Raw genomic sequence first — 20,440 nt, forward strand, 5'->3', positions numbered from 1 at the left:
GCATTCACGCGGGGTTGACCGCTGATGCTTGACCGCGCCCGCCCAAGTTGTGATACCCCCAAAAACACCGAGGCAGGCATGAGACAATCGCGCAGGGGGCAGGTCGATCCCTTTATCGTCATGGATGTGATGGAGGCTGCTCGCAGCGCGGAAGCGGCCGGTCGCCACATTATCCACATGGAAGTCGGACAACCATCGACTCCGGCGCCTCTGGGCGCGCGCAAGGCGCTTGCCGCCGCGCTGGATCAACCGCTTGGCTATACGGTCGCGCTTGGCCTGCCAGAATTGCGTCAAGGGATCGCGGGACTCTACCGGCGTTGGTACGGTCTTGACCTGGACCCCGCCCGGATCGTGGTGACGCCCGGTTCCAGCGGCGCGTTCATTCTTGCATTCTCGGCGCTTTTCGATGCCGGAGAGCGTGTCGCACTGGGCGAGCCGGGCTATCCCAGCTATCGCCAGATCCTGCGCGCCATGTCGTTACGGCCGGTCGGTATCCAGACCCGCCCCGAGGATCGCTATCAACCGCGTCCGCATGATCTGCCGAAAGACGCGCAGGGGCTGATCCTTGCCTCGCCCGGAAACCCGTCGGGCACGGTTCTGCGCAAGGATGAGTTGGCGGCCCTGACCTCGCGTGCTGCAGAACTGGGCATGGCGGTAATCTCGGACGAGATCTATCACGGGCTTGATTATGGCGCGGGCTTCCATTCCGCGCTTGAGGTTACGGACGACGTTTTCGTTATCAACAGCTTCTCGAAATATTTCAGCATGACCGGTTGGCGCGTCGGCTGGATGGTCGTCCCCGAAAGCCATATCCGCACGGTCGAGCGGATCGCGCAAAATATGTTCATCTGCCCGCCGCATGCCAGCCAGTTTGCCGCGCTGGCTGCATTGGAATGTATAGAGGAAGCCAATGCAAACCTTTCTGTTTACGCAGAAAACAGGCGCTTGATGCTTGAGCGCCTGCCACAGATCGGTTTCACGCGGATCGCTCCGCCCGAGGGGGCATTCTATATCTACGCCGATGTTTCCGATCTGACGGATGACAGCCTGAAATTCGCCGCCGAGATCCTTGATCGGGCGGGCGTGGCGGTGACGCCGGGTCTGGACTTCGATCCCATACGCGGCGCGCGGACCTTGCGGTTCAGCTATGCGGCCTCGACTGCCGGAATTCAGGAGGGGCTGGACCGCCTTGCAGCATTCATGGCTACAAGATGAGATGGCTTTGGGCCGCCTTTCTGCTGCTGCTGGCGCTGCCCGCATTGGCGCAGGAACGCTCGGCCCTTGCGCGGCTGGACCTTGCCCATTCGGCGATCATCGCCGAGGGCAAGGATCGAGGCAAACCACGCCCGCTTGATCTGCAATTGGCGATCAGCCATCCGGTGCCGTATCGGGTCTATTTTCTGGATGGCCCGCCACGTCTGATCGTGGATTTCCGCGAAATCGACTTTTCCGGAACCGATCCTGACGCCGTTCCTGGGCGGGATGCGGTGCGCGCATTGCGCTGGGGGCGTTTCCGGACCGGATGGTCGCGGATGGTGGTCGAACTGGCCGGACCTTATGCCTTGCGCACCGCGATCCAGAAGCCGGCTCAAGGCGGGGCAAGCGGGGCGCTGGTCAGCTTGCGGATCGAACCGGTGCCACAAAAGGATTTCGTGACCCGGGGCAATGCGCTTTCCGCGCTGCGTGATCTGCCGCAGCCGTCGAATGTGGCGAAACTGGAAGCAAGACGGACCGGAGACCGGCCCTTGCGCATCGCGATTGACCCCGGTCACGGCGGCCACGATCCGGGTGCCGAGGTCGGTGCGATCCGTGAAGCGGCCGTGATGCTGGGATTTGCCCGCGAATTATCGGATGTCCTGACCCGCGCGGGTTTCGAGGTCTATCCTACCCGCACGGATGACAGCTTCATCCCGCTGGAGCAGCGCATGACCATTGCGCGCGGAGCGTCGGCGGACCTGCTGATCTCGCTCCACGCGGATGCCCTGCCTGCCGGAGAGGCGGCGGGCATGTCGATCTATTACTGGAATCAGGATGCCGACGGACGTGCCGCGCGGGAACTGGCTCTGCGACATGACCGCGCAGATCTTGTCAGCGGGCTTGATTTGTCCGGCACGGATGACGAGGTTGCCGTGGTCCTGATGGATCTGGCGCGGCTTGAAACCCAACCCAGATCCGAAACATTCGCCAAGTTTCTGGTCGCCGCGCTGAATCAGGCCGGAGTGGCGCTTCATCGTCGTCCGATGCAAGGGGCGGCATTCTCGGTCCTGAAATCGCCCGATATACCTTCGGTGTTGATCGAACTTGGTTTTCTGACCGACCCGAACGATCGCGCCAACCTGTTCGATCCCGAATGGCGCAGGCATACTTCCCAATCCATCGCCCGCGCGATATCGGACTGGGCTCAGGATGACGTCATCCGCGCGGGCCTTTCGCGCCAGTAATGGCAAGGTCGCTTTGACGCCGACGCTTACCGGGACTAAGATGTTCCAGAAATTCCCAGAGGCATAACCCCGTTGATCCGCTTCGTTCTCTCGTTCTTCGGTGCGATCTTCGCGTGGATCGTGACCGGCTTGGTGTTCATTGCGCTCACGGTCGGTGGGGTGTTGTGGATGTATTCCCGTGACTTGCCGAGTCACGAACAGCTTGCGCAATACTCGCCCAAGACCATCAGCCGGGTCTATTCCAGCGAAGGACGCCTGATCGACGAATTCGCCGAAGAGCGGCGGATTTTCGTGCCGATCGACGAAATTCCCGAACTCGTCAAAGAGGCCTTCGTCAGCGCCGAAGACAAGAATTTCTACCACCATCACGGTTTCGATCCGCGCGGGATGGTGGGTGCCATGGTCGAGGCCGTGAAGTCCGGCGGCTCAAGCGTGCGCGGGGCATCGACGATCACGCAGCAGGTGATGAAGAACTTCCTGCTCAGTTCCGATCGCAGCATCGAACGCAAGATCAAGGAACTGATCCTTGCCACCCGCCTCGAGGAGACGTTGTCCAAGGACCAGATCCTTGAGCTTTACCTGAACGAGATTTTTCTGGGTCAGAACAGTTTCGGTGTGGCCGCCGCCGCACAGACCTATTTCAACAAGTCATTGGCCGAACTTGCGCCGCACGAGGCGGCGACGCTGGCCTCGATGCCGCAGGCTCCGGGGCGGTATCATCCGGTGCGCGCCAAGCAGCGGGTCACGGAACGGCGCAATTACGTTCTGCGCGAGATGTGGCAGAACGGTTATATCGACGAGGCGACCTATCGCTCGGAAGCCGAGTTGCCGCTGAAATCGGTGCAGAACGGCGACTTCCCGTCCTTCCAGAAGCAACTTCCGCCACGTGGCTACTTCACCGACGAAATCCGCCGGCAATTGTCGCGCGAATTTGGCGAGGATGAGTTCTTCGGCGGTGGTCTGGCTATCCGCTCGACCATCGAACCGAAACTGCAAGAAATTGCCGCCCGTGCGCTGCAACGCGCGCTGGAGCGTTTCGACCGCGGTCGCGGTGTCTGGAGGGGGACGCGCGTCCGCATTCCCGAAGACAAACTGGGCACGGAAAAGGACTGGCGCGCCGCCTTGGCGGGCAGCAAAGTCCCGCGCGACATCGAGGGCTGGTATCCCGCCGTGGTCCTGTCGCTGGGCAAAAGCGATGCTCAGATCGGGATCGAGGGCGAGGAGGGCACCGCCGAAATCCCCGCGAAGGACGTGCAATGGGCCCGCAAACGTGAGGCTAATGGTCGGCTTGGGCCAAAGGCCAAGGTTGCGTCGGATCTGCTCTCGGTCGGGGATGTCGTTCTGGTGCGGCGCATGGTCGGGGATGACGATGGCAGCTTCATCCGCTGGACACTGCGTCAGGTCCCCGAGATTGAAGGCGGTTTCATGGCGATGGACGTGAACACCGGTCGCGTCATCTCTATGCAGGGTGGGTTCTCGTATCAAAGCTCGGTCTTCAACCGCGCGACGCAGGCGCAACGGCAGCCGGGGTCCAGCTTCAAGCCCTTCGTCTATGCCGCGGCGCTGGACAGCGGCTTTACCCCCGCGACGATCATTGTCGACGAACCGATCACCGTGAACACGCCGGAAGGGTTGTGGACACCGAAAAACTCGACGGGGCGCTTCTATGGGCCAACGCCGATGCGGACCGGCATCGAGCAATCGCGAAACCTGATGACGATCCGGATCGCGCAGGATATCGGAATGAGCACGGTCGCCAAATATGCCGAGAAATTCGGAGTTTACGACCGGTTGTCACCGTTCCTTGCCAATAGTCTTGGCGCGCAGGAAACAACCCTGTTCAAGATGGTTGCGGCCTATGCGATGTTCGCGAATGGCGGCGAGCGGGTCGAGCCGACGCTGGTCGACCGCGTGCAGGACCGTCGGGGCCGGACGATCTATCGCCACGACCAGCGGAACTGCCTGACCTGCGATCATGCCAATCTGCCTGCGGGGGCCGCACCCTCGATCATGTCGAACCGCGAGCGGGTGATGGACGCGATCACCGCCTATCAGCTGACTTCGATGATGGAAGGCGTGGTCAAGCGTGGTTCGGGTCGCGGCGTTAGCCTTCCGGTGCCGATTGCGGGCAAAACCGGGACCACGAATGACGCCAAGGACGTCTGGTTCATCGGCTTTACCTCGAACATCGTGGCGGGTTGCTATCTGGGATACGACCAGCCGCGCTCGATGGGTGACAGCGCCTATGGCGGCACGATGTGCGTGCCGGTCTTCAACGAGTTCATGAAGGAAGCCATCAAGGAATTCGGCGGTACCGACTTCCGCGTTCCGCCAGGTGGGCATTTCGTCAACATCGACCGTTTCACCGGCGCGATTCTTGGTCCTGACGCCAAGGGCGACAATGTCATCGCCGAATATTTCCGCGATGGTCAGGATCTGAGCGGTCTGGGCATGGTCGTCGACGGAGGCTTTGAGCGGGCCGATCCGGCAACGCTGCCGCTTTACACCGAAAAGAGCAGAGATCAGGGCAGGGCGGTCACGACCTCGACCGGCAAGAAAAAGGTCATTCCGAAGAAAGCCGATTTCGGCACTCTTTCATCGGGTGGGCTTTACTAGGCGTAGCTTTTGGGGCCGGGCGCTTGCGGGTGGCCCGGCCTCGCGCTATCTGTCTTGCCCTGATCCGTGTTCCGTTTCCGAAAGAGAAGTGCCCATGCGCGCCGAGACCCAAGCCACCATTGATGCGATCCGTAAGTCGCTGAAGCTGCTCGGCCAGCGTTTGGACTGGGAAACCGCTCCGCATCGGCTGGAAGAGCTTAACGCCATGATCGAGGCGGGCGATATCTGGTCCGATCCGGCGCGCGCACAAAAGCTGATGCGGGATCGCCAGAAACTGAGCGACGCGGTCGAAACCTATCGCCGCATCGAAACCGAACTGTCCGACAATGTCGATCTGATCGAGCTTGGCGAGGCCGAGGGCGATGCGGAAATCGTGACCGATGCCGAGGCTTCATTGAAGTCCTTGGCCGAATTGTCGGCCCAGAAGGAGCTCGAGGCCCTGCTGAACGGTGAGGCCGACGGCAACGATACCTTCCTCGAGATCAACGCGGGCGCTGGCGGTACCGAAAGCGCAGACTGGGCCAGCATGCTGGCGCGGATGTATGTTCGTTGGGCCGAGAAGAAAGGCTATAACGTCGAACTTCTGTCCGAAACTCCCGGCGAAGAAGCGGGTATCCGTTCCGCTGCCTACAAGATCTCGGGCGCCAATGCCTACGGCTGGCTGAAATCGGAATCGGGCGTACATCGTCTGGTGCGGATCTCGCCCTACGATTCGGCAGCGCGTCGGCACACGTCCTTCAGCTCGATCTGGGTTTATCCGGTCGTTGATGACAATATCGAGATCGTCGTGCCGGATAACGAAATCCGTATCGACACCTATCGTTCGTCTGGCGCGGGCGGGCAGCACGTCAACACCACCGACTCGGCGGTGCGGATCACCCACCTTCCGACCGGAATCGTGGTGACCTCGTCCGAGAAATCGCAGCACCAGAACCGCGCCAACGCCATGGCCGCGCTGAAATCGCGCCTTTACCAGATGGAACTGGACAAGCGGAATGCCGAGATCAACGCCCAGCACGCCGCCAAGGGCGATGCGGGCTGGGGCAACCAGATCCGCTCCTACGTCCTGCATCCCTACCAGATGGTGAAGGATCTGCGGACCTCGCACGAGACCTCGGATACGCAGGGCGTGCTGGACGGTGACCTTGACGCGTTCATGGCTGCGACGCTGGCGCTGGACGTCGCCGGTAAATCGCGCGCCGAGGCGAACGCAGAAGACTGACTTTATTCCCGTCGCGCCGGACGATCTCCGGCGCGATCACGCAATTGTCGCAACCTGTCGTTTGATGCTGCGATGCAGCGGTGTATGCTGCATCTGCATAATGGCGGGGGTCACATGGCGACGACGCGCATCAATCTGGCATTGCAGGGTGGGGGAGCGCATGGCGCCTTCGCTTGGGGCGTGATCGAGCGTCTGCTGCAAGAAAAGACCGTCGAAATCGCGGGAATTAGCGGCACCTCGGCAGGGGCGGTGAACGGGGCCGCCTTGGCTGCGGGGCTGGCATGTGGACCCGGACGGATCGGGCGCGATGCCGCGCTGGAAAATCTGGACTATGTCTGGTCGCAGATCGGTCAGGTCAGCGATAATCGGGTGGCGCGCTGGATGGACGGGTTGTTCCCCATCCCTCGCGCGATGCAGCGTCTTAGCGAGATCATCTCGCCCATGGCGTGGCTCGAAGGATTTACCCGCGTTTTCAGCCCCTATGATTGCGGGCCATTCTACAGCAATCCGCTGGATGCAATCCTGCGCGCCATGCCTCATCCCGAACTGGGGCGGGGTACGGGTCCGAAGCTGTTCGTAAGTGCCACGAATGTCCGCACGGGCCGGATTCGGGTGTTTGGCGGCGAGGAGGTGACTGTCGAGGCCATTCTCGCCTCGGCCTGTTTGCCAACGTTGTTTCAGGCCGTCGAGATCGATGATCCGATGACGGGTCGGCGCGAATCCTATTGGGATGGCGGATTTTCCGGCAATCCGGCGCTGTTTCCGCTATTCTCGCCGGAATTGCCGCGCGATATCGTCATCGTCACGATCAATCCGATGCTGCGCGACAATGTTCCGCAAAGTCCGGTCGAGATACAGGACCGCATCAACGAGATCAGCTTCAACGCCTCGCTTCTGCGCGAGTTGCGGGCGATCAGTTTCGTCAAGCGGCTGGATGATGAAGGGCGGTTGACCGGACGACCGATGAAGAACGTGCTGGTTCACATGGTGATGGACGACTTCATGATGACGTCGCTAAGCGCCAAGACCAAGGTCATCCCGAAGCCCGGAATGCTGGACGATCTGCGCGAGGCGGGTCGCGGCGCTGCCGAACGCTTCATGGAGTATCACGCCGCAAATCTGGGCCAGCGCGATTCGGTGAATCTGCCAGCCCTGTTTGCGTAAGGTCAGGCCATTGCGGCGGCGATCCGTGCTGCTACACGAGCATTGTTGAGAACAAGCGCGATATTGGCATCCAGCGAACGGCCCTCGGTCAATTCGAAGATGCGTTGCAGCAGGAACGGCGTCACGGACTTCGCGGCGATGCCTTGGGCGGCAGCCTCGGCCAAAGCCTGTTCGACCACGGGGATCATGACCGAGCGCGGAATTTCGGCGGCTTCAGGGATCGGGTTCACGACCAGCTGGCCGCCCTCAAGCCCGATCTGCTTGCGCAACCGCGCGGCGGCGGCGATCTGGGCGGGATCATCCATGCGCAGCGGCGCGGCAAGGCCGGATTCGCGCGACCAGAAGGCGGGAAGCTGATCCTGCCCGACGGCGATGACCGGAACACCCAGAGTTTCCAGAACCTCCAGCGTTTTGGGCAGGTCGAGGATCGCTTTCGCGCCCGCCGCGACGACCGTAACCGGCGTGCGGGCCAGTTCGTGCAGGTCTGCCGAGATGTCGAAGCTGAGTTCCGCACCGCGATGGACGCCGCCGATACCGCCGGTGGCAAAGACACCGATGCCGGCCAGATTGGCGCAGATCATCGTTGCGGCGACGGTGGTCGCGCCCGTTCTGCCCAATGCAAGACAAGCGGCCAGATCGGCACGAGACAGTTTCATGACTTCGCTGCCAGGGGTCGATGCCAGCGTCTCGAGCGTCGCGTCATCAAGGCCGATATGGATTTTTCCGGCAATGATCGCGATGGTCGCGGGGGTTGCACCTGCTTCGCGGACAGTTGCTTCGACTTGCCGCGCAACCTCAAGATTTTGCGGATAAGGCATGCCGTGGGTGATGATGGTCGATTCCAGTGCAACGACCGGTTTGCCTTGAGACAGGGCGTTTGCGACTTCCGGGGCGAAGACCAGCAGGTCCTTCATGCGGTATCCTTTCCAGTTTCGGGGGGCGCCGTAATATGTGCGGCAGCGGCTTGAATGGCCCGATCAAGCGCGTCATTGCGGTCAAACCCGCTCAGTTCGGCGGCAAGATGCGCTGCAAGGAATGCATCCCCCGCGCCGGTGACATGTCGGGTGGTGACTTGGGGCGGGCAATGGCTGACGGTTGGCTGCCCTGCCACTGCATCGGCGGCAGGTTGCGGGCCATCCGTGACGATGACTCGGGCCGCGCCCATCGCCACGACTGCCTCGGCAGCGTCGACCGCGCCAGAGAACGGGCGACCGGCGATGGCCTCGGCCTCGGCGCGATTGATGTAGAAGACCGCATTGGGATGGTCGAGAAGCGGCGCAAGCCGGTCGGCCTTGTCGGGGCTGGCGGGAACGATGCGCAGCGAAGCGCGTGCCAGAAACGGGGCCTTTGCCATCATCGCCAGCGTTTGCTTGGTCAGGTTGCCGTCGATGACAGCCGTGCCCTGCCACGGGTTGTCGTCGCTTCCCAGCCGTCCGTCCTGTAAGGGGGCGAGAATCGAAGGACCGGCGGCCTCAAGGCCATGGGCATCGGCGATTGCGGCGAATAGCCCGTCAGGAGTTTCGACTGCCATATAAAGATCGGTCGGCAACGGTCCGCCCCGCCACAGCAGGTCGGTCGCGACGCCCAACCGTCGGGTATCCGCGATCAGCGCCTCTCCAGGGGAATCTTGCCCGACCGCCGACAGGATCGAGGGCGACAGCCCGTGCCGGACCAGTGCAACGGCGACATTCAGGGCAACCCCGCCCGGTCGCTGATGGATGCGTCCGGCCACATCGTCGCCAGGGCGCAATGAAACCGGACTATGGCCGATGACGTCCCACAACATTGCGCCGAGGCAAATGATCTGCGGCGTATCGGGCATGGGATTCGCTCGTTCTGACCTGGATTTGGGTCGCTTGGTGGCTGAGATCCGCAAAGGGGATCTAGGTGAGAGGCTGGACAACGACCCAAACGGGACTCGTTACGGCTGCTTCCTTCCGGACCTGACCGAGTTGGCGAGGCGCTCGCCCGCGCCAACCTCTCGGGGCCTAGATAGGCGGGTGGCGCGCGGGATGCAAGCGGTTCCGCGTCGCCAAAATCGCATTCTCGTGACAAATCAATCGGGCAAGGTCGCGGGACGCATCTTTGCACATGCAGCAACGACGTCGAGCGTTGGGGACGGCATGACGCTTAAGGGCGAAATCGGCCTGACGGATCGAGGTGGAAACCGCGCGGGCGAACTCGGGAATGTCGCGCTGAAAGGTGGCCGAGGACGCGAAAGACATGCCATCTGCCCCACCGCCTAAAGACGCCTGCGTTCCGCGTTGGCATGGTACCGGCGCTCGGGCTTGCGAGAGCGTTCTGTGGCGATCAGATGTCAGTCGTTGCCTCGGGTTAGCATAAAACGCACCGGCTAAGCCGGAAATTAAAGAAGATTAAGAACTGCGCAGTGCGTTGCCGGTACTTGCCGGATTGAACCGTTTTGAACAATCCCAGATTGTATTTCGGCGAATATCGCCTCACCATGCCCCGTAGCCTTGCATTGGATCGACGCATTGCGTTTAACAAAGGCGTCTCCCCTTCCGGCTTGGTGAATAATGAAGTTTTCTACTCGCGAGGATACCGACATCTCCGCAGAGAATCTGTTTGCGGCGGTTAGTGATTTCCCAAAGCTCGAACGGCTCTTGCTGCGGCGCGGTGCGATGGTCCGCCGAACAGGCAAAACCGGAGCCGAATCATGGGCAATCGGTTTTGATTGGCGTGGCAAGCAACGCGATGTCGATTTGTCGGTGGTCGAAAACGCGCCTCCCGAAAAGCTGGTGCTTTCCGGCACATCGGACATGTTCGATTTGGGCATCGTGATGACGGTCATTCCCCTGTCGCTCAGCAAATCGCGGCTGATCTTCGAAGTCGATGTCCGTCCGCGCGGGATGAAGGCGCGTTTGCTGCTTCAGACGGCGAAACTGAGCCGTGGCCAGATAGATCGGAAATTCGCGCAGCGCATCGGCGATTTCGTCGGGCGCGCGGCGACCGGCCAACTGGGCTGACCGGTCGGTTCGGGCAGATCAGTCGCCAAGCGCCTGCTGTTCGGCCCGCAAGGGGTCGGACGGATATACGCCCAGAATCTCGAGGCTGGAGGTGAAGTAACGCAACTCCTCCAGCGCGCGGGCGACTGGCGGATCCTCGGGGTGACCCTCGATATCGGCGTAGAACTGCGTCGCGGTGAAAATGCCGTTCACCATGTAGCTTTCCAGCTTGGTCATGTTGATGCCATTCGTCGCAAAGCCCCCCATCGCCTTGTAAAGCGCGGCGGGAATGTTGCGGACGCGGAACACGAAGGTCGTCATCATGACGTCGCCGCCCTGAGCATTCTGGCGGCGCGAATAGTCGGGCTCCCGCGCCATGATCAGGAAGCGGGTCGTGTTGTTCTGGCGGTCCTCGATGCCCGAGGCCAGAACGTCCAGTCCGTAGATTTCGGCCGCCAGCGGCGCTGCAAGTGCGGCCAGAGATTTCTCGCCACGGCGCGCGACCTCCATGGCAGAACCGGCGGTATCGGCACCGACGATGCCCTGGATGTCATGTTCGCGCAGGAAGCCGCGGCATTGCCCCAGCAGGACCGGATGGCTCATGGCCTGGGTCACGTCTTCGATTCGGGTGCCGGGAACGCCCAGCAGTCCGATTCGGACCCGCACGAAGCCCTCATCGACAATGTGCAGCCCGCTTTCGGGCAGAAGGTGGTGGATGTCCGCGACGCGGCCATAGGTCGAATTTTCGACCGGCAGCATGGCAAGCTCGGCGCGGCCCTGACGGACGGCGTCGATCGTGTCCTCGAACGTGCGGCAGGGCATTGCCTCCATATTGGGCCGATAGAATCGGCAGGCCTGATGGCTGTAGGCGCCGGGTTCACCCTGGAATGCGATCACGTTTTTGGTCATGTCGAAGCCTCAATTCGGGCCGTTGCGGGCAATGCACACAGTTCCGGCCGTTCCATGCGAAGGCACAACTATACCTTGATCGGATAGAACAAAAGCGCCTAGATACCCCTGTTCCACGGACAGACCGCAACAGGGATCCGCAGATATGTTCGATACGATGACCATCACGAAGACAGCCGGAGCGTTTATTGGGGCACTTCTGTTCCTTCTGCTGATGAACTGGGCAGCATCGGGCATTTTCCATGTCGGCCCCTCGGGCCACCATGTCGAGGGCGAAGAGCACGCGCAGGCCTATACCATTCCGGTCGAGGCCGCGGCAGGCGGAGAAGGCGAAGCCAAGGAAGAGGGGCCGGATTTTGCGACCGTTCTGGCCTCGGCCGATGCTGCAGCGGGCGAGAAGGTCTTTGGCAAATGCAAGGCCTGCCACAAGCTTGACAGCTCGGACGGCACCGGACCGCACCTGAACGGCGTCGTCGGTCGTCCGGTCGCCAGCATCGGCGGCTTCGGCTATTCGGATGGCATGAAAGCCCATGGCGGCGATTGGACCCCCGAAGCGCTGCAAGAATTCTTGACCAATCCCAAATCCGTCGTCAAAGGCACCAAGATGGCCTTCGCCGGATTGCCCAAGGTCGAAGATCGCGCAAATCTGATCGCCTATCTGCAATCCATGCCGTAACTGCATCAGGACAGGGCATTTGCAGGGCGTCCTTTATGGGCGCCCTTTTGCTATTCTCGGAATTTGCTACGCGGATCACGCATTTGCATGTTGAACCATGCGGGCCGACTGATAGCCTGTCGGCAAGTCGGCCCAAGGTCCGGGCCGGACAAGACAAGAGGATCAGCAAGACCCGATGACGATGCATATGCTGCGACATGCCCCGATGGTTGCGCTTCTGGCGCTATTGCCTGGCTTTGCGATGGGGCAGGAGCAGCAACCTTCCGTAACCCCCGCAGCAACCACGCAGCCCGCCCAATCGAAAACCATCGTGTCGCACGGGATCGCCACATTCGGCACGCCCGAACTGCCCGCTGATTACAAGCACCTGCGTTATGTGAATCCGGACGCGCCGAAGGGCGGCGAGATTTCGGAATGGGCGATGGGCGGCTTTGACAGCTACAACCCGTTCACCCATCGCGGCCGCGCCGGTTCCCTGTCCGTGATCATGCTGGAACGGCTGATGGAGGATGCATCGGACGAGCGCGGTTCGTCCTATTGCCTGCTCTGCGAAACCATCGAATACCCCGAAAGCCGCGATTGGGTGATCTTCCATCTGCGCCCCGAGGCGAAGTTCTCGGACGGGACGCCGCTGACGGCTCATGACGTGCTGTTCTCGTTCGAGTTGCTGCGCGACAAGGGTCTGTCATCCTACCGCACCGGCATAGCCAAGATGGTCGCCAAGGCCGAAGTGATCGACGATCACACCATCAAGTTCATGTTCCAGTCCGGCTATCCCCGCCGCGACGTGATCCAGCAGGTCGGCAGCCAGATCGTTTTCTCGCGCGAGGATTTCCGCAAGAACAAGCGCGACATCGAGCAGTCCTCGGACAAGCCCTATCTGGGATCGGGGCCTTACGTATTCGACACGGCCGAGATGGGCCGCTCGATGACGGTCAAGCGGAACCCCGATTATTGGGGCAAGGATCTTTCGATCAATGTCGGGCGGCATAATTTCGACCGCATCCGGCTGGAATATTTCGGCGACTACGACAGCGCCTTCGAAGCATTCAAGGCGGGCGTCTACACCTTCCGTAACGAGGTGTCCTCGATCCATTGGGCGACACGCTACGACTTTCCAGCGCTGAAGAACGGCACAGTCAAGCAGGAGATGCTGCCGCGCGGCGATATCGCGACGGGGCAAGCGTGGGTGTTCAACCTGCGCCGCGAGAAGTTTCAAGATGTCCGTGTCCGCGAGGCTATCGGGCTGGTCTTCAACTTCGAATGGTCGAATGAAACCCTGTTCTACGGGTTGAACACACGCGTCAACTCGTTCTGGGATAACAGCGATCTGGCCGCGACCGGCAAGCCCTCGGAAGCCGAGTTGGAACTGCTGAAGCCCTTGGCGAAAGACCTGCCGCCTAGCGTGCTGACCGATGATGCGGTGCTCCAGCCGGTCGCGGGCAAGACGCAGCTTGATCGCGGCAACCTGCGCAAGGCCTCGGCTTTGCTGGATGAGGCCGGCTGGAAGGTCGGTCCTGACGGGCTGCGTCGCAATTCAAAGGGTGAAATTCTCAAACTCGAGATCCTGAACGACAACCAAAGTTTCGACCGGATCATCAACCCCTATGTGCAGAACCTGCGCGCCTTGGGTGTGGATGCCGTCAACGCGCGTGTCGACGACGCCGAGATGACCAACCGCACCCGCAGCCATGATTTCGATATGGTGACCGATAGTCTGGGCCAAAGCTTCTATATCAGCGGCGGGACCGAGCAGGTCTTTGGTTCCGAGAATACCGGCGACGTGTTCAACCCGATGGGGTTGGCCAATCCCGCGATCGACGCGCTGATCCGGAAAGGCATCGAAGCGACGACGCAGGAGCAGATGGATACGACCATCCACGCGCTGGACCGGTCGCTCAGGGCGCTGCGTTTCTGGGTGCCGCAATGGTACAAAGCGGATTATACGCTGGCTTACTATGATATTTTCGGCCATCCCCAGAACATGCCGGCCTATGCGCTGGGTGAACTTGATTTCTGGTGGTATGACGCGGATAAGGCTGAAAAGCTGAAACAATCCGGCGCGATGCGCTGATCCGGCCCGGCAGAATAAGACAAGAGAAAGGCGCATGGCAGCCTATATCCTGCGGCGATTGCTGCTGATCATTCCAACGCTGATCGGCATCATGCTGGTCAACTTCACATTGACTCAATTTGTCCCCGGAGGCCCGATCGAGCAAGTCATCGCCCGTGTGCAGGGCGAAGGCGATGCCTTTCGCAACATCGCTGGGGCAGGCGGAGACACGCAGCAATCGCAGGCCACCGAATATGCCGGCGCGCGCGGCATCCCGCCCGAACTTCTGGATCAGCTGGAAGTGCAGATGGGTTTTGCCCGCATCACCTGCACGGCCGACCATCAGGGTGAGCCTGACTTGAAATCACCCGATTGCACCAAGGAAAAGATCGGAGCGGCTCAACGCTTCATGGTCATGCTGGGCAATTACCTGCGCTTCGATTTCGGAACCAGTTTCTTCCGCTCGATCTCGGTGGTGGATCTAGTCATCGAGAAAATGCCCGTCTCGATCACGCTTGGTCTGTGGTCCACGCTGATCGCCTATATCATCTCGATCCCGCTGGGTATTCGCAAGGCGGTCAAGAACGGCACGCCCTTCGACACATGGACCTCGGGCGCGATTATTATCGGTTACGCGATCCCCGCCTTCCTGTTCGCGGTGCTGCTGATGGTGGTCTTTGCCGGCGGAAGTTATTGGCAGATTTTCCCGTTACGCGGCCTGACCAGCGACAACTTTGCCGATCTTTCCCTGTTCGGGAAGGTAAAGGACTATCTGTGGCACATCACGCTGCCGGTGATCGCGACCTCGATTTCCAGCTTCGCGACCCTGACGCTGTTGACCAAGAACAGCTTCCTTGACGAGATCAACAAGCAATATGTCATGACCGCCCGCGCCAAGGGCCTGACCGAGCGGAAGGTGCTGTACGGTCACGTTTTCCGCAATGCCATGCTGATCGTGATCGCGGGCTTTCCGGCGCTGTTTCTGGGCGTCTTCTTCGGCTCCAGCATCCTGATCGAGACAATATTCTCGCTGGACGGGCTGGGCCGCCTAGGTTTCGAAGCCGCCGTCCAACGCGACTATCCGGTGATTTTCGGCACGCTCTACGTCTTTGGTCTGCTGGGGCTGCTGATCGGCATCCTGTCCGACCTGATGTATGTGCTGGTCGATCCGCGAATTGACTTCGAAAAGAGGGCAGGCTGATGGCGATGTCCGAACTCAACCGGCGTCGGCTGCGCAGTTTCCGCCGGAACAAGCGCGCGTTCTGGTCGCTGATCCTGTTCTCGATCCTTTTCGTCGCCTCGCTTTTCGCCGAGTTGATCGCCAACGACCGACCCATCGTGGTGAATTACAAGGGAAGCTTCTATTTTCCGGCCTATCGCTTTTACCCCGAGACCAACTTCGGCGGCGATTTCGGCACAGAAGCGATTTATACCGATCCCGGCGTACAATGCCTGATCCGTACGGGCGGACGGCAGGAATGCTGGGACGATCCCGAAGCGGTCGAGAAAGAAGCCCGCGAAACCGGCATGATCGCTGGTGAGCAGGTCGATAGAGGCTGGATGTTATGGCCGCCGATCCCGTTCCATTATCGCACCATCAACAATGTCGGGACTGCCCCAAGTGCGCCGGACAGCACGCATCTGCTGGGTACGGATGACACGTCGCGCGATGTTCTGGCACGTGTGATCTATGGCTTCCGGTTGTCGATCCTGTTCACGCTGATCGTCACTGTTGTCAGTTCCGTCATCGGGATTTCGGCGGGCGCGGTGCAGGGCTATTTCGGCGGGCGCACCGACCTGATCTTCCAGAGAATGCTTGAGATCTGGGGCTCAACCCCTTCGCTTTACGTGATTATCATCCTATTCGCGATCCTTGGCCGAAGCTTCTGGCTGTTGGTCTTTGTCTCGATCCTGTTCGGCTGGCCCGCATTGGTCGGGGTGGTCCGGGCCGAGTTCCTTCGCGCGCGCAACTTCGAATATGTCCGCGCGGCGCGTGCCTTGGGCGTGACGGACAGAACGATCATGTTCCGCCACATCCTGCCGAACGCGATGGTCGCGACCTTGACGATGCTGCCTTTCGTCGTCACCGGAACGATCTCGTCTTTGGCGGCGCTGGATTATCTTGGCTACGGATTGCCGACCTCGGCCCCGTCTCTGGGCGAGTTGGCGTTGCAGGCGAAACAGAACCTGCAAGCGCCGTGGCTTGGCTTCACCGCGTTCTTTTCATTCGCCATTATGTTGTCGCTTCTGGTCTTCATCTTCGAAGGTATCCGCGACGCCTTTGACCCAAGAAAGACCTTCCGATGACGCCGGTTCTTGACGTAACAGACCTGCGGATCGGCTTCAGGCAGGACGGAAACGTGGTGCCGGCTGTCAAAGGCGTAAGTTTTACCGTTGGCAAGGGCGAGACGGTGGCTCTGGTCGGTGAATCCGGCTCGGGCAAATCGGTTACCGCGCTTTCGACGGTGGGCCTGCTGGGAGAGGCGGCGCAGCTTTCCGGCTCGGTCCGCTATGACGGACGCGAACTGGTCGGGGCCTCGGAAACCGACCTGCGCAACGTGCGCGGCAACGACATCAGCTTCATCTTCCAAGAGCCGATGACCTCGCTGAACCCGCTGCATACGCTGGAACAGCAACTGGCCGAAAGCCTTGAGCTGCATCAGGACCTGCGGGGCGACAAATCGCGGGCGCGGATCATCGACTTGCTGACGCGGGTCGGTATCCGCGATCCCGAAACGCGGCTGGCCGATTATCCGCATCAGCTTTCGGGTGGGCAACGCCAGCGCGTGATGATCGCGATGGCCTTGGCAAACGGTCCCGAACTGCTGATCGCGGATGAACCGACGACGGCATTGGACGTGACCATTCAGGCCCAGATCATGGACCTTTTGGCCGAGTTGAAGGCTGCCGAGGCGTTGTCGATGCTGTTCATCAGCCATGACCTTGGTCTGGTGCGTCGGATAGCCGACCGCGTCTGCGTTATGAAGGGTGGCGAGATCGTCGAGCAAGGTCCGGTCGAGCAGATCTTTGCCAATCCGCAGCACGAGTATACCCGCATGCTGTTGGCCGCCGAACCGCAAGGTCGCGCGGATCCCATTGCGCCCGATGCAGCCGAGGTTGTGGCGACGCGCGATCTGAAAATCTGGTTTCCGATCAAGCGCGGTTTCCTGCGCCGGACGGTCGGACATGTAAAAGCGGTGAACGGGGCCACATTGTCTGTCCGTGCGGGCGAGACATTGGGGGTAGTGGGGGAATCCGGTTCGGGCAAGACGACGCTGGCGCTGGCGATCATGCGTCTGATCGAAAGCGACGGGCCGATCCTGTATATGGGTCGTGACATCTCGGCTACTTCTGGACGAGAGTTGCGCGGGCTACGGCGGGACATGCAGATCGTGTTCCAAGACCCTTACGGCAGCCTATCGCCCCGTATGACCATTGAGCAGATCATCTCGGAAGGTTTGGGTGTCCACGGAGTCGAAAAGGGGCGGGACCGCCGCGAAATGGTCGATCATATCATGCGCGAGGTGGGGTTGGACCCCGGCACCATGCACCGCTATCCGCATGAGTTCAGCGGCGGCCAGCGCCAACGGATCGCCATCGCGCGGGCGATGATCCTGAACCCGAAACTGGTTGTCCTTGACGAACCGACCAGTGCGCTTGACATGACTGTGCAGGTCCAGATCGTCGAATTACTGCGCCGTTTGCAGCGTAAACACGGTCTGGCCTTCCTGTTCATCAGCCATGACCTGCGCGTGGTTCGCGCCATGTCGCACCAGATCATGGTCATGCGCGCGGGCGAGGTTGTCGAGCAGGGGACCACGGATGAGGTCTTTGACGCACCCAAAAGCGATTACACCCGTCATCTGATGGAAGCCGCGTTTCTTGGGCAAGGCTGATGAAGATCCTACTGGTTCATCAGAATTTTCCGGGGCAATTCCTGCATCTCGCTCCGGCCCTTGTTGCGCGCGGCCACGAAGTCCTTGCCCTGACGGATGAGCGCAACAACCGGCCCTCGCCAGTACGGACGGTGCGCTACAAGGCACCGCCTGCGGAGAATCCGGTACGCGGTCTGGCCAGAACCTATGCGGAATATTCCGAACGCGGTTGGCTTGCGGCGCGTGGGTGTCGTGCCTTACGGGATCGGCACGGCTACGTTCCCGACCTGATATTCGGTCACTCCGGCTGGGGCGAAACCCTGTTTCTGCGCGAGATCTGGCCCGAAGCGAAGCTTCTGGTCTATGCTGAACTGTTGTACCGCACCCGAGGTCAGGATGTCGGCTTCGATCCCGAGATCACGCCCGATAGCGATGAAGGTCGGGTCAGCACTTTGGCGCGTTCGGCCCATTTGATTCAGGGGCTGGTTCAGGCCGATGCCGGACTGTCACCGACGCGATATCAGGCCGACAGCTTTCCGCCCGAATTGCGTCAAAAACTGACCGTGATCCATGACGGGATCGACACGGACAAGGTGCGGCCCGATCCCTCGGCACGGTTGGAACTGCCCAATGGCAGGGTGCTGTCCGCGCAGGACGAGGTGCTCAGCTATGTTTCGCGCTCGCTGGAACCCTATCGAGGCTTTCACCGGTTCATGCGTGCCTTGCCCGAGGTCATGCGCGTGAGGCCCGACGCGCAGGTGGTTCTGATCGGCGGTGACGGCGTCAGCTATGGCGGCTTGCCGCGCGATGCCGAAAGCTGGAAAGCCAAGATGCTGGCCGAACTCGACGGCCAACTGGATCTTGAGCGCATCCATTTTCTGGGTCGCGTGCCTTATCCGCAATATCTGTCGTTATTGCAGATCGCGCGCGCGCATTGCTATCTGACTTATCCCTTCGTCCTGAGCTGGTCACTGACCGAGGCAATGGCTGCGGGCTGCAATATCGTCGCCTCGGATACCGAGCCTGTGCGCGAACTGATCCGCGACGGAGAAAACGGCCGGCTGGTGCCGTTCTTCGATCAGCCTGCGCTGGAGACAGCCTTGATCGAAGCCTTGACCCAAGATTCTGCGCGCCTCAGATCAGCGGCGCGGCAGACAATTCTGGACGGCTATGACCAGAAATCTGATAGCCTTCCGAAACTTGTCGAATGGGTTGAAAGCTTTACGCCCTAAAGCTCGATATCCGGCTCTTTCGGCTCGTCCTGTTGGGGTTGGGGCTGTTCAGGGATGGACGGTGCGGCTTCGGTCGGCGGCGCGCCATGATGCGGGGCCATCAGATCGCGCAGCGTGTTACCGATCGGCGGTGGAGGCGGGGCATCCGGTCGGCGGCGGATCAGGACATCACCATTCGCCAGCCGCTCGGGGGCCTGATAATTCCCGACATCATCCATCAGCCCGCCAAGTTGATCCAGCACCGGGCTGAAACTGTTGACCGTGTCGTTCAGATCGCGGCCAAGCTGGTCAAGATGCGGTTGTACTTCGTTCAGCAACTTCTCCATGAAGCCCTGAATGCCGCTTTCGATATCGCTTTCCAGATTGCTCTGCGGCTCATCCGACGGCGGCGGCTCGTAGGGTGTCTGGGCCACGGCCAGACCTGCAACCATTGTGCCAGCAAGAATGTACGCGGCGAGTTTCTGCATGGGTAGTCTCCTCGATCGAGTGATCTGGAAACGGCAAAGCGGTGGCCGCGGTTCCCTGCCTCAGGCGGTGCGCAGGCTGTGCATATTGCGGAATGCGTCCCATGCCTCGTTCAGGGCGCGGGTGCGGGCCTCGGCCAAGCGGATGGCTTCGGGGGGTAAACCACGGGCAATGGCGCGGTCGGGATGGGCCTCGCGGATCAGATCGCGCCAGCGTTTGCGGGCCTCGGGCAGGGGCGTTTCAGGCGAAATTCCCAGCACCTCGCAAGGGGGGCAGCCGTTGCTGCGATCATGGCGGGCGCGAATTGTCGCGACTTGTGCGGGACTTAGCCCGAAAATGCGGGCGACCTCGTCGATGAAGATGATTTCGGCTTCATGAAGGTCGGCATCGGCGACGGCGATGACGAAGAGCCCTTCGATGACGTCGGTCAGAACCGGATCACCCGCGGGGAACATCGCTGCGATGCGCTGCGCCCAAGCATCGAAGCCTGCGACGTCCTGCCGCGCCAGATCAAAGACGCGGGCGGCGTTTTTTTCCTCGGCGCGGGGGATGATGAAGACGCGCCGGAAGGCGGCAACCTCTGATCGGGCGACGGCACCATCAGCTTTCGCGAGCTTTGCGCCAAGCGCGATGACGGCGATGGTGAAAGCCACCGACCTTTCCGGCGGCGTGACCGCGCGGCGCGCGCCCACGATCGCCGCCAAACGATCAGCTATCCGCTGCCAAAAGCTGCGTGGCTTCGGCAGTTCGGGGCAATCCGAGAGGTGTTCCTTGGTCGCGGCGTCCATGAAAACAGCCTAGGCGTGCGAGGGATTCAAGTC

17 protein-coding genes and 1 other RNA gene are annotated in these 20,440 nt (G+C 61.0%); 12 read left to right on the forward strand and 6 right to left on the reverse strand.

The genetic code is table 11. The features are described 5' to 3' along the window. Positions 1 to 78 precede the first annotated feature (78 nt). From GL286_RS14085 to GL286_RS14105, 5 genes are all read left to right on the forward strand, one after another. A complete protein-coding gene (locus GL286_RS14085) occupies positions 79 to 1,215 on the forward strand; it encodes a pyridoxal phosphate-dependent aminotransferase (RefSeq protein ID WP_155096206.1) in 1,137 nt (378 codons plus the stop codon). Then, positions 1,212 to 2,441, forward strand: a complete 1,230-nt coding sequence (locus GL286_RS14090; protein WP_155096207.1) for an N-acetylmuramoyl-L-alanine amidase — start codon at positions 1,212 to 1,214, stop codon at positions 2,439 to 2,441. The genes GL286_RS14085 and GL286_RS14090 overlap by 4 nt, the downstream gene beginning before the upstream one ends. A 72-nt stretch (positions 2,442 to 2,513) precedes the next feature. After that, complete coding sequence (locus GL286_RS14095) at positions 2,514 to 5,057, forward strand: penicillin-binding protein 1A (RefSeq protein WP_155096208.1); 2,544 nt, start codon at positions 2,514 to 2,516, stop codon at positions 5,055 to 5,057. Positions 5,058 to 5,151: 94 nt separating this feature from the next. Further along, positions 5,152 to 6,279: a peptide chain release factor 2 gene (prfB, locus tag GL286_RS14100; RefSeq protein WP_155096209.1), complete on the forward strand. Its 1,128-nt coding sequence runs from the start codon at positions 5,152 to 5,154 to the stop codon at positions 6,277 to 6,279. Positions 6,280 to 6,393: 114 nt separating this feature from the next. After that, on the forward strand, positions 6,394 to 7,443 hold the full coding sequence (locus tag GL286_RS14105) for a patatin-like phospholipase family protein (RefSeq protein ID WP_155096210.1): 1,050 nt from the start codon (positions 6,394 to 6,396) through the stop codon (positions 7,441 to 7,443). Positions 7,444 to 7,445: 2 nt separating this feature from the next. Here the strand turns inward: GL286_RS14105 and GL286_RS14110 are convergent, their stop codons facing one another. The 3 genes from GL286_RS14110 to ffs all read right to left on the reverse strand — a co-directional run bounded on the left by GL286_RS14110 (position 7,446) and on the right by ffs (position 9,426). Next, a complete protein-coding gene (locus GL286_RS14110; RefSeq protein WP_155096211.1) occupies positions 7,446 to 8,357 on the reverse strand; it encodes a pseudouridine-5'-phosphate glycosidase in 912 nt (303 codons plus the stop codon). Beyond that, on the reverse strand, positions 8,354 to 9,265 hold the full coding sequence (locus GL286_RS14115) for a PfkB family carbohydrate kinase (protein ID WP_155096212.1): 912 nt from the start codon (positions 9,263 to 9,265) through the stop codon (positions 8,354 to 8,356). The genes GL286_RS14110 and GL286_RS14115 overlap by 4 nt, the downstream gene beginning before the upstream one ends. A 64-nt stretch (positions 9,266 to 9,329) precedes the next feature. Continuing rightward, positions 9,330 to 9,426: signal recognition particle sRNA small type (gene ffs / locus GL286_RS14120), an RNA gene on the reverse strand. A 659-nt stretch (positions 9,427 to 10,085) separates the two neighbouring features. Between ffs and GL286_RS14125 the strand changes: the two genes are divergently transcribed. Next, the gene (locus tag GL286_RS14125; RefSeq protein WP_246184957.1) at positions 10,086 to 10,430 is read left to right on the forward strand and encodes a hypothetical protein; all 345 of its coding nucleotides are present in this window, start codon (positions 10,086 to 10,088) and stop codon (positions 10,428 to 10,430) included. Positions 10,431 to 10,448: 18 nt separating this feature from the next. Here the strand turns inward: GL286_RS14125 and GL286_RS14130 are convergent, their stop codons facing one another. After that, entirely contained in the window at positions 10,449 to 11,318 is an 870-nt protein-coding gene (locus GL286_RS14130) for a prephenate dehydratase (protein WP_155096214.1), read from the reverse strand. 145 nt (positions 11,319 to 11,463) lie between these two features. On the opposite strand from GL286_RS14130, the gene GL286_RS14135 reads away from it, so the two are divergent. The 6 genes from GL286_RS14135 (at position 11,464) to GL286_RS14160 (ending at position 19,154) form a co-directional block, all read left to right on the forward strand. After that, positions 11,464 to 11,994 (forward strand): c-type cytochrome, encoded by a 531-nt coding sequence (locus tag GL286_RS14135; protein WP_155096215.1) that lies wholly within the window; start codon positions 11,464 to 11,466, stop codon positions 11,992 to 11,994. A 175-nt stretch (positions 11,995 to 12,169) separates the two neighbouring features. After that, the gene (locus GL286_RS14140; RefSeq protein WP_155096216.1) at positions 12,170 to 14,068 is read left to right on the forward strand and encodes an extracellular solute-binding protein; all 1,899 of its coding nucleotides are present in this window, start codon (positions 12,170 to 12,172) and stop codon (positions 14,066 to 14,068) included. Between the two features lie 34 nt (positions 14,069 to 14,102). After that, a complete protein-coding gene (locus GL286_RS14145; RefSeq protein ID WP_155096217.1) occupies positions 14,103 to 15,248 on the forward strand; it encodes a microcin C ABC transporter permease YejB in 1,146 nt (381 codons plus the stop codon). Continuing rightward, on the forward strand, positions 15,248 to 16,354 hold the full coding sequence (locus GL286_RS14150; protein ID WP_155096218.1) for an ABC transporter permease: 1,107 nt from the start codon (positions 15,248 to 15,250) through the stop codon (positions 16,352 to 16,354). The genes GL286_RS14145 and GL286_RS14150 overlap by 1 nt, the downstream gene beginning before the upstream one ends. Then, positions 16,351 to 17,943 carry an ABC transporter ATP-binding protein gene (locus GL286_RS14155; RefSeq protein ID WP_155096219.1) on the forward strand — a complete coding sequence of 531 codons (1,593 nt, stop codon included), beginning with the start codon at positions 16,351 to 16,353 and terminating at the stop codon, positions 17,941 to 17,943. The genes GL286_RS14150 and GL286_RS14155 overlap by 4 nt, the downstream gene beginning before the upstream one ends. Continuing rightward, complete coding sequence (locus GL286_RS14160; RefSeq protein WP_155096220.1) at positions 17,943 to 19,154, forward strand: glycosyltransferase family 4 protein; 1,212 nt, start codon at positions 17,943 to 17,945, stop codon at positions 19,152 to 19,154. Before GL286_RS14155 ends, GL286_RS14160 begins: the two co-directional genes overlap by 1 nt. On the opposite strand, the gene GL286_RS14165 is transcribed toward GL286_RS14160, so the two are convergent. Both GL286_RS14165 and GL286_RS14170 read right to left on the reverse strand, forming a co-directional pair. Then, a complete protein-coding gene (locus GL286_RS14165) occupies positions 19,151 to 19,621 on the reverse strand; it encodes a hypothetical protein (RefSeq protein WP_155096221.1) in 471 nt (156 codons plus the stop codon). The two genes, GL286_RS14160 and GL286_RS14165, sit on opposite strands and share 4 nt — an antisense overlap. Positions 19,622 to 19,681: 60 nt before the next feature. After that, a complete protein-coding gene (locus tag GL286_RS14170; protein ID WP_155096222.1) occupies positions 19,682 to 20,407 on the reverse strand; it encodes a molecular chaperone DjiA in 726 nt (241 codons plus the stop codon). Positions 20,408 to 20,440 lie beyond the last annotated feature (33 nt).

The sequence above is a fragment of the Paracoccus aestuariivivens genome (genome assembly GCF_009711225.1).
GTDB classification, from domain to species: domain Bacteria; phylum Pseudomonadota; class Alphaproteobacteria; order Rhodobacterales; family Rhodobacteraceae; genus Paracoccus; species Paracoccus aestuariivivens.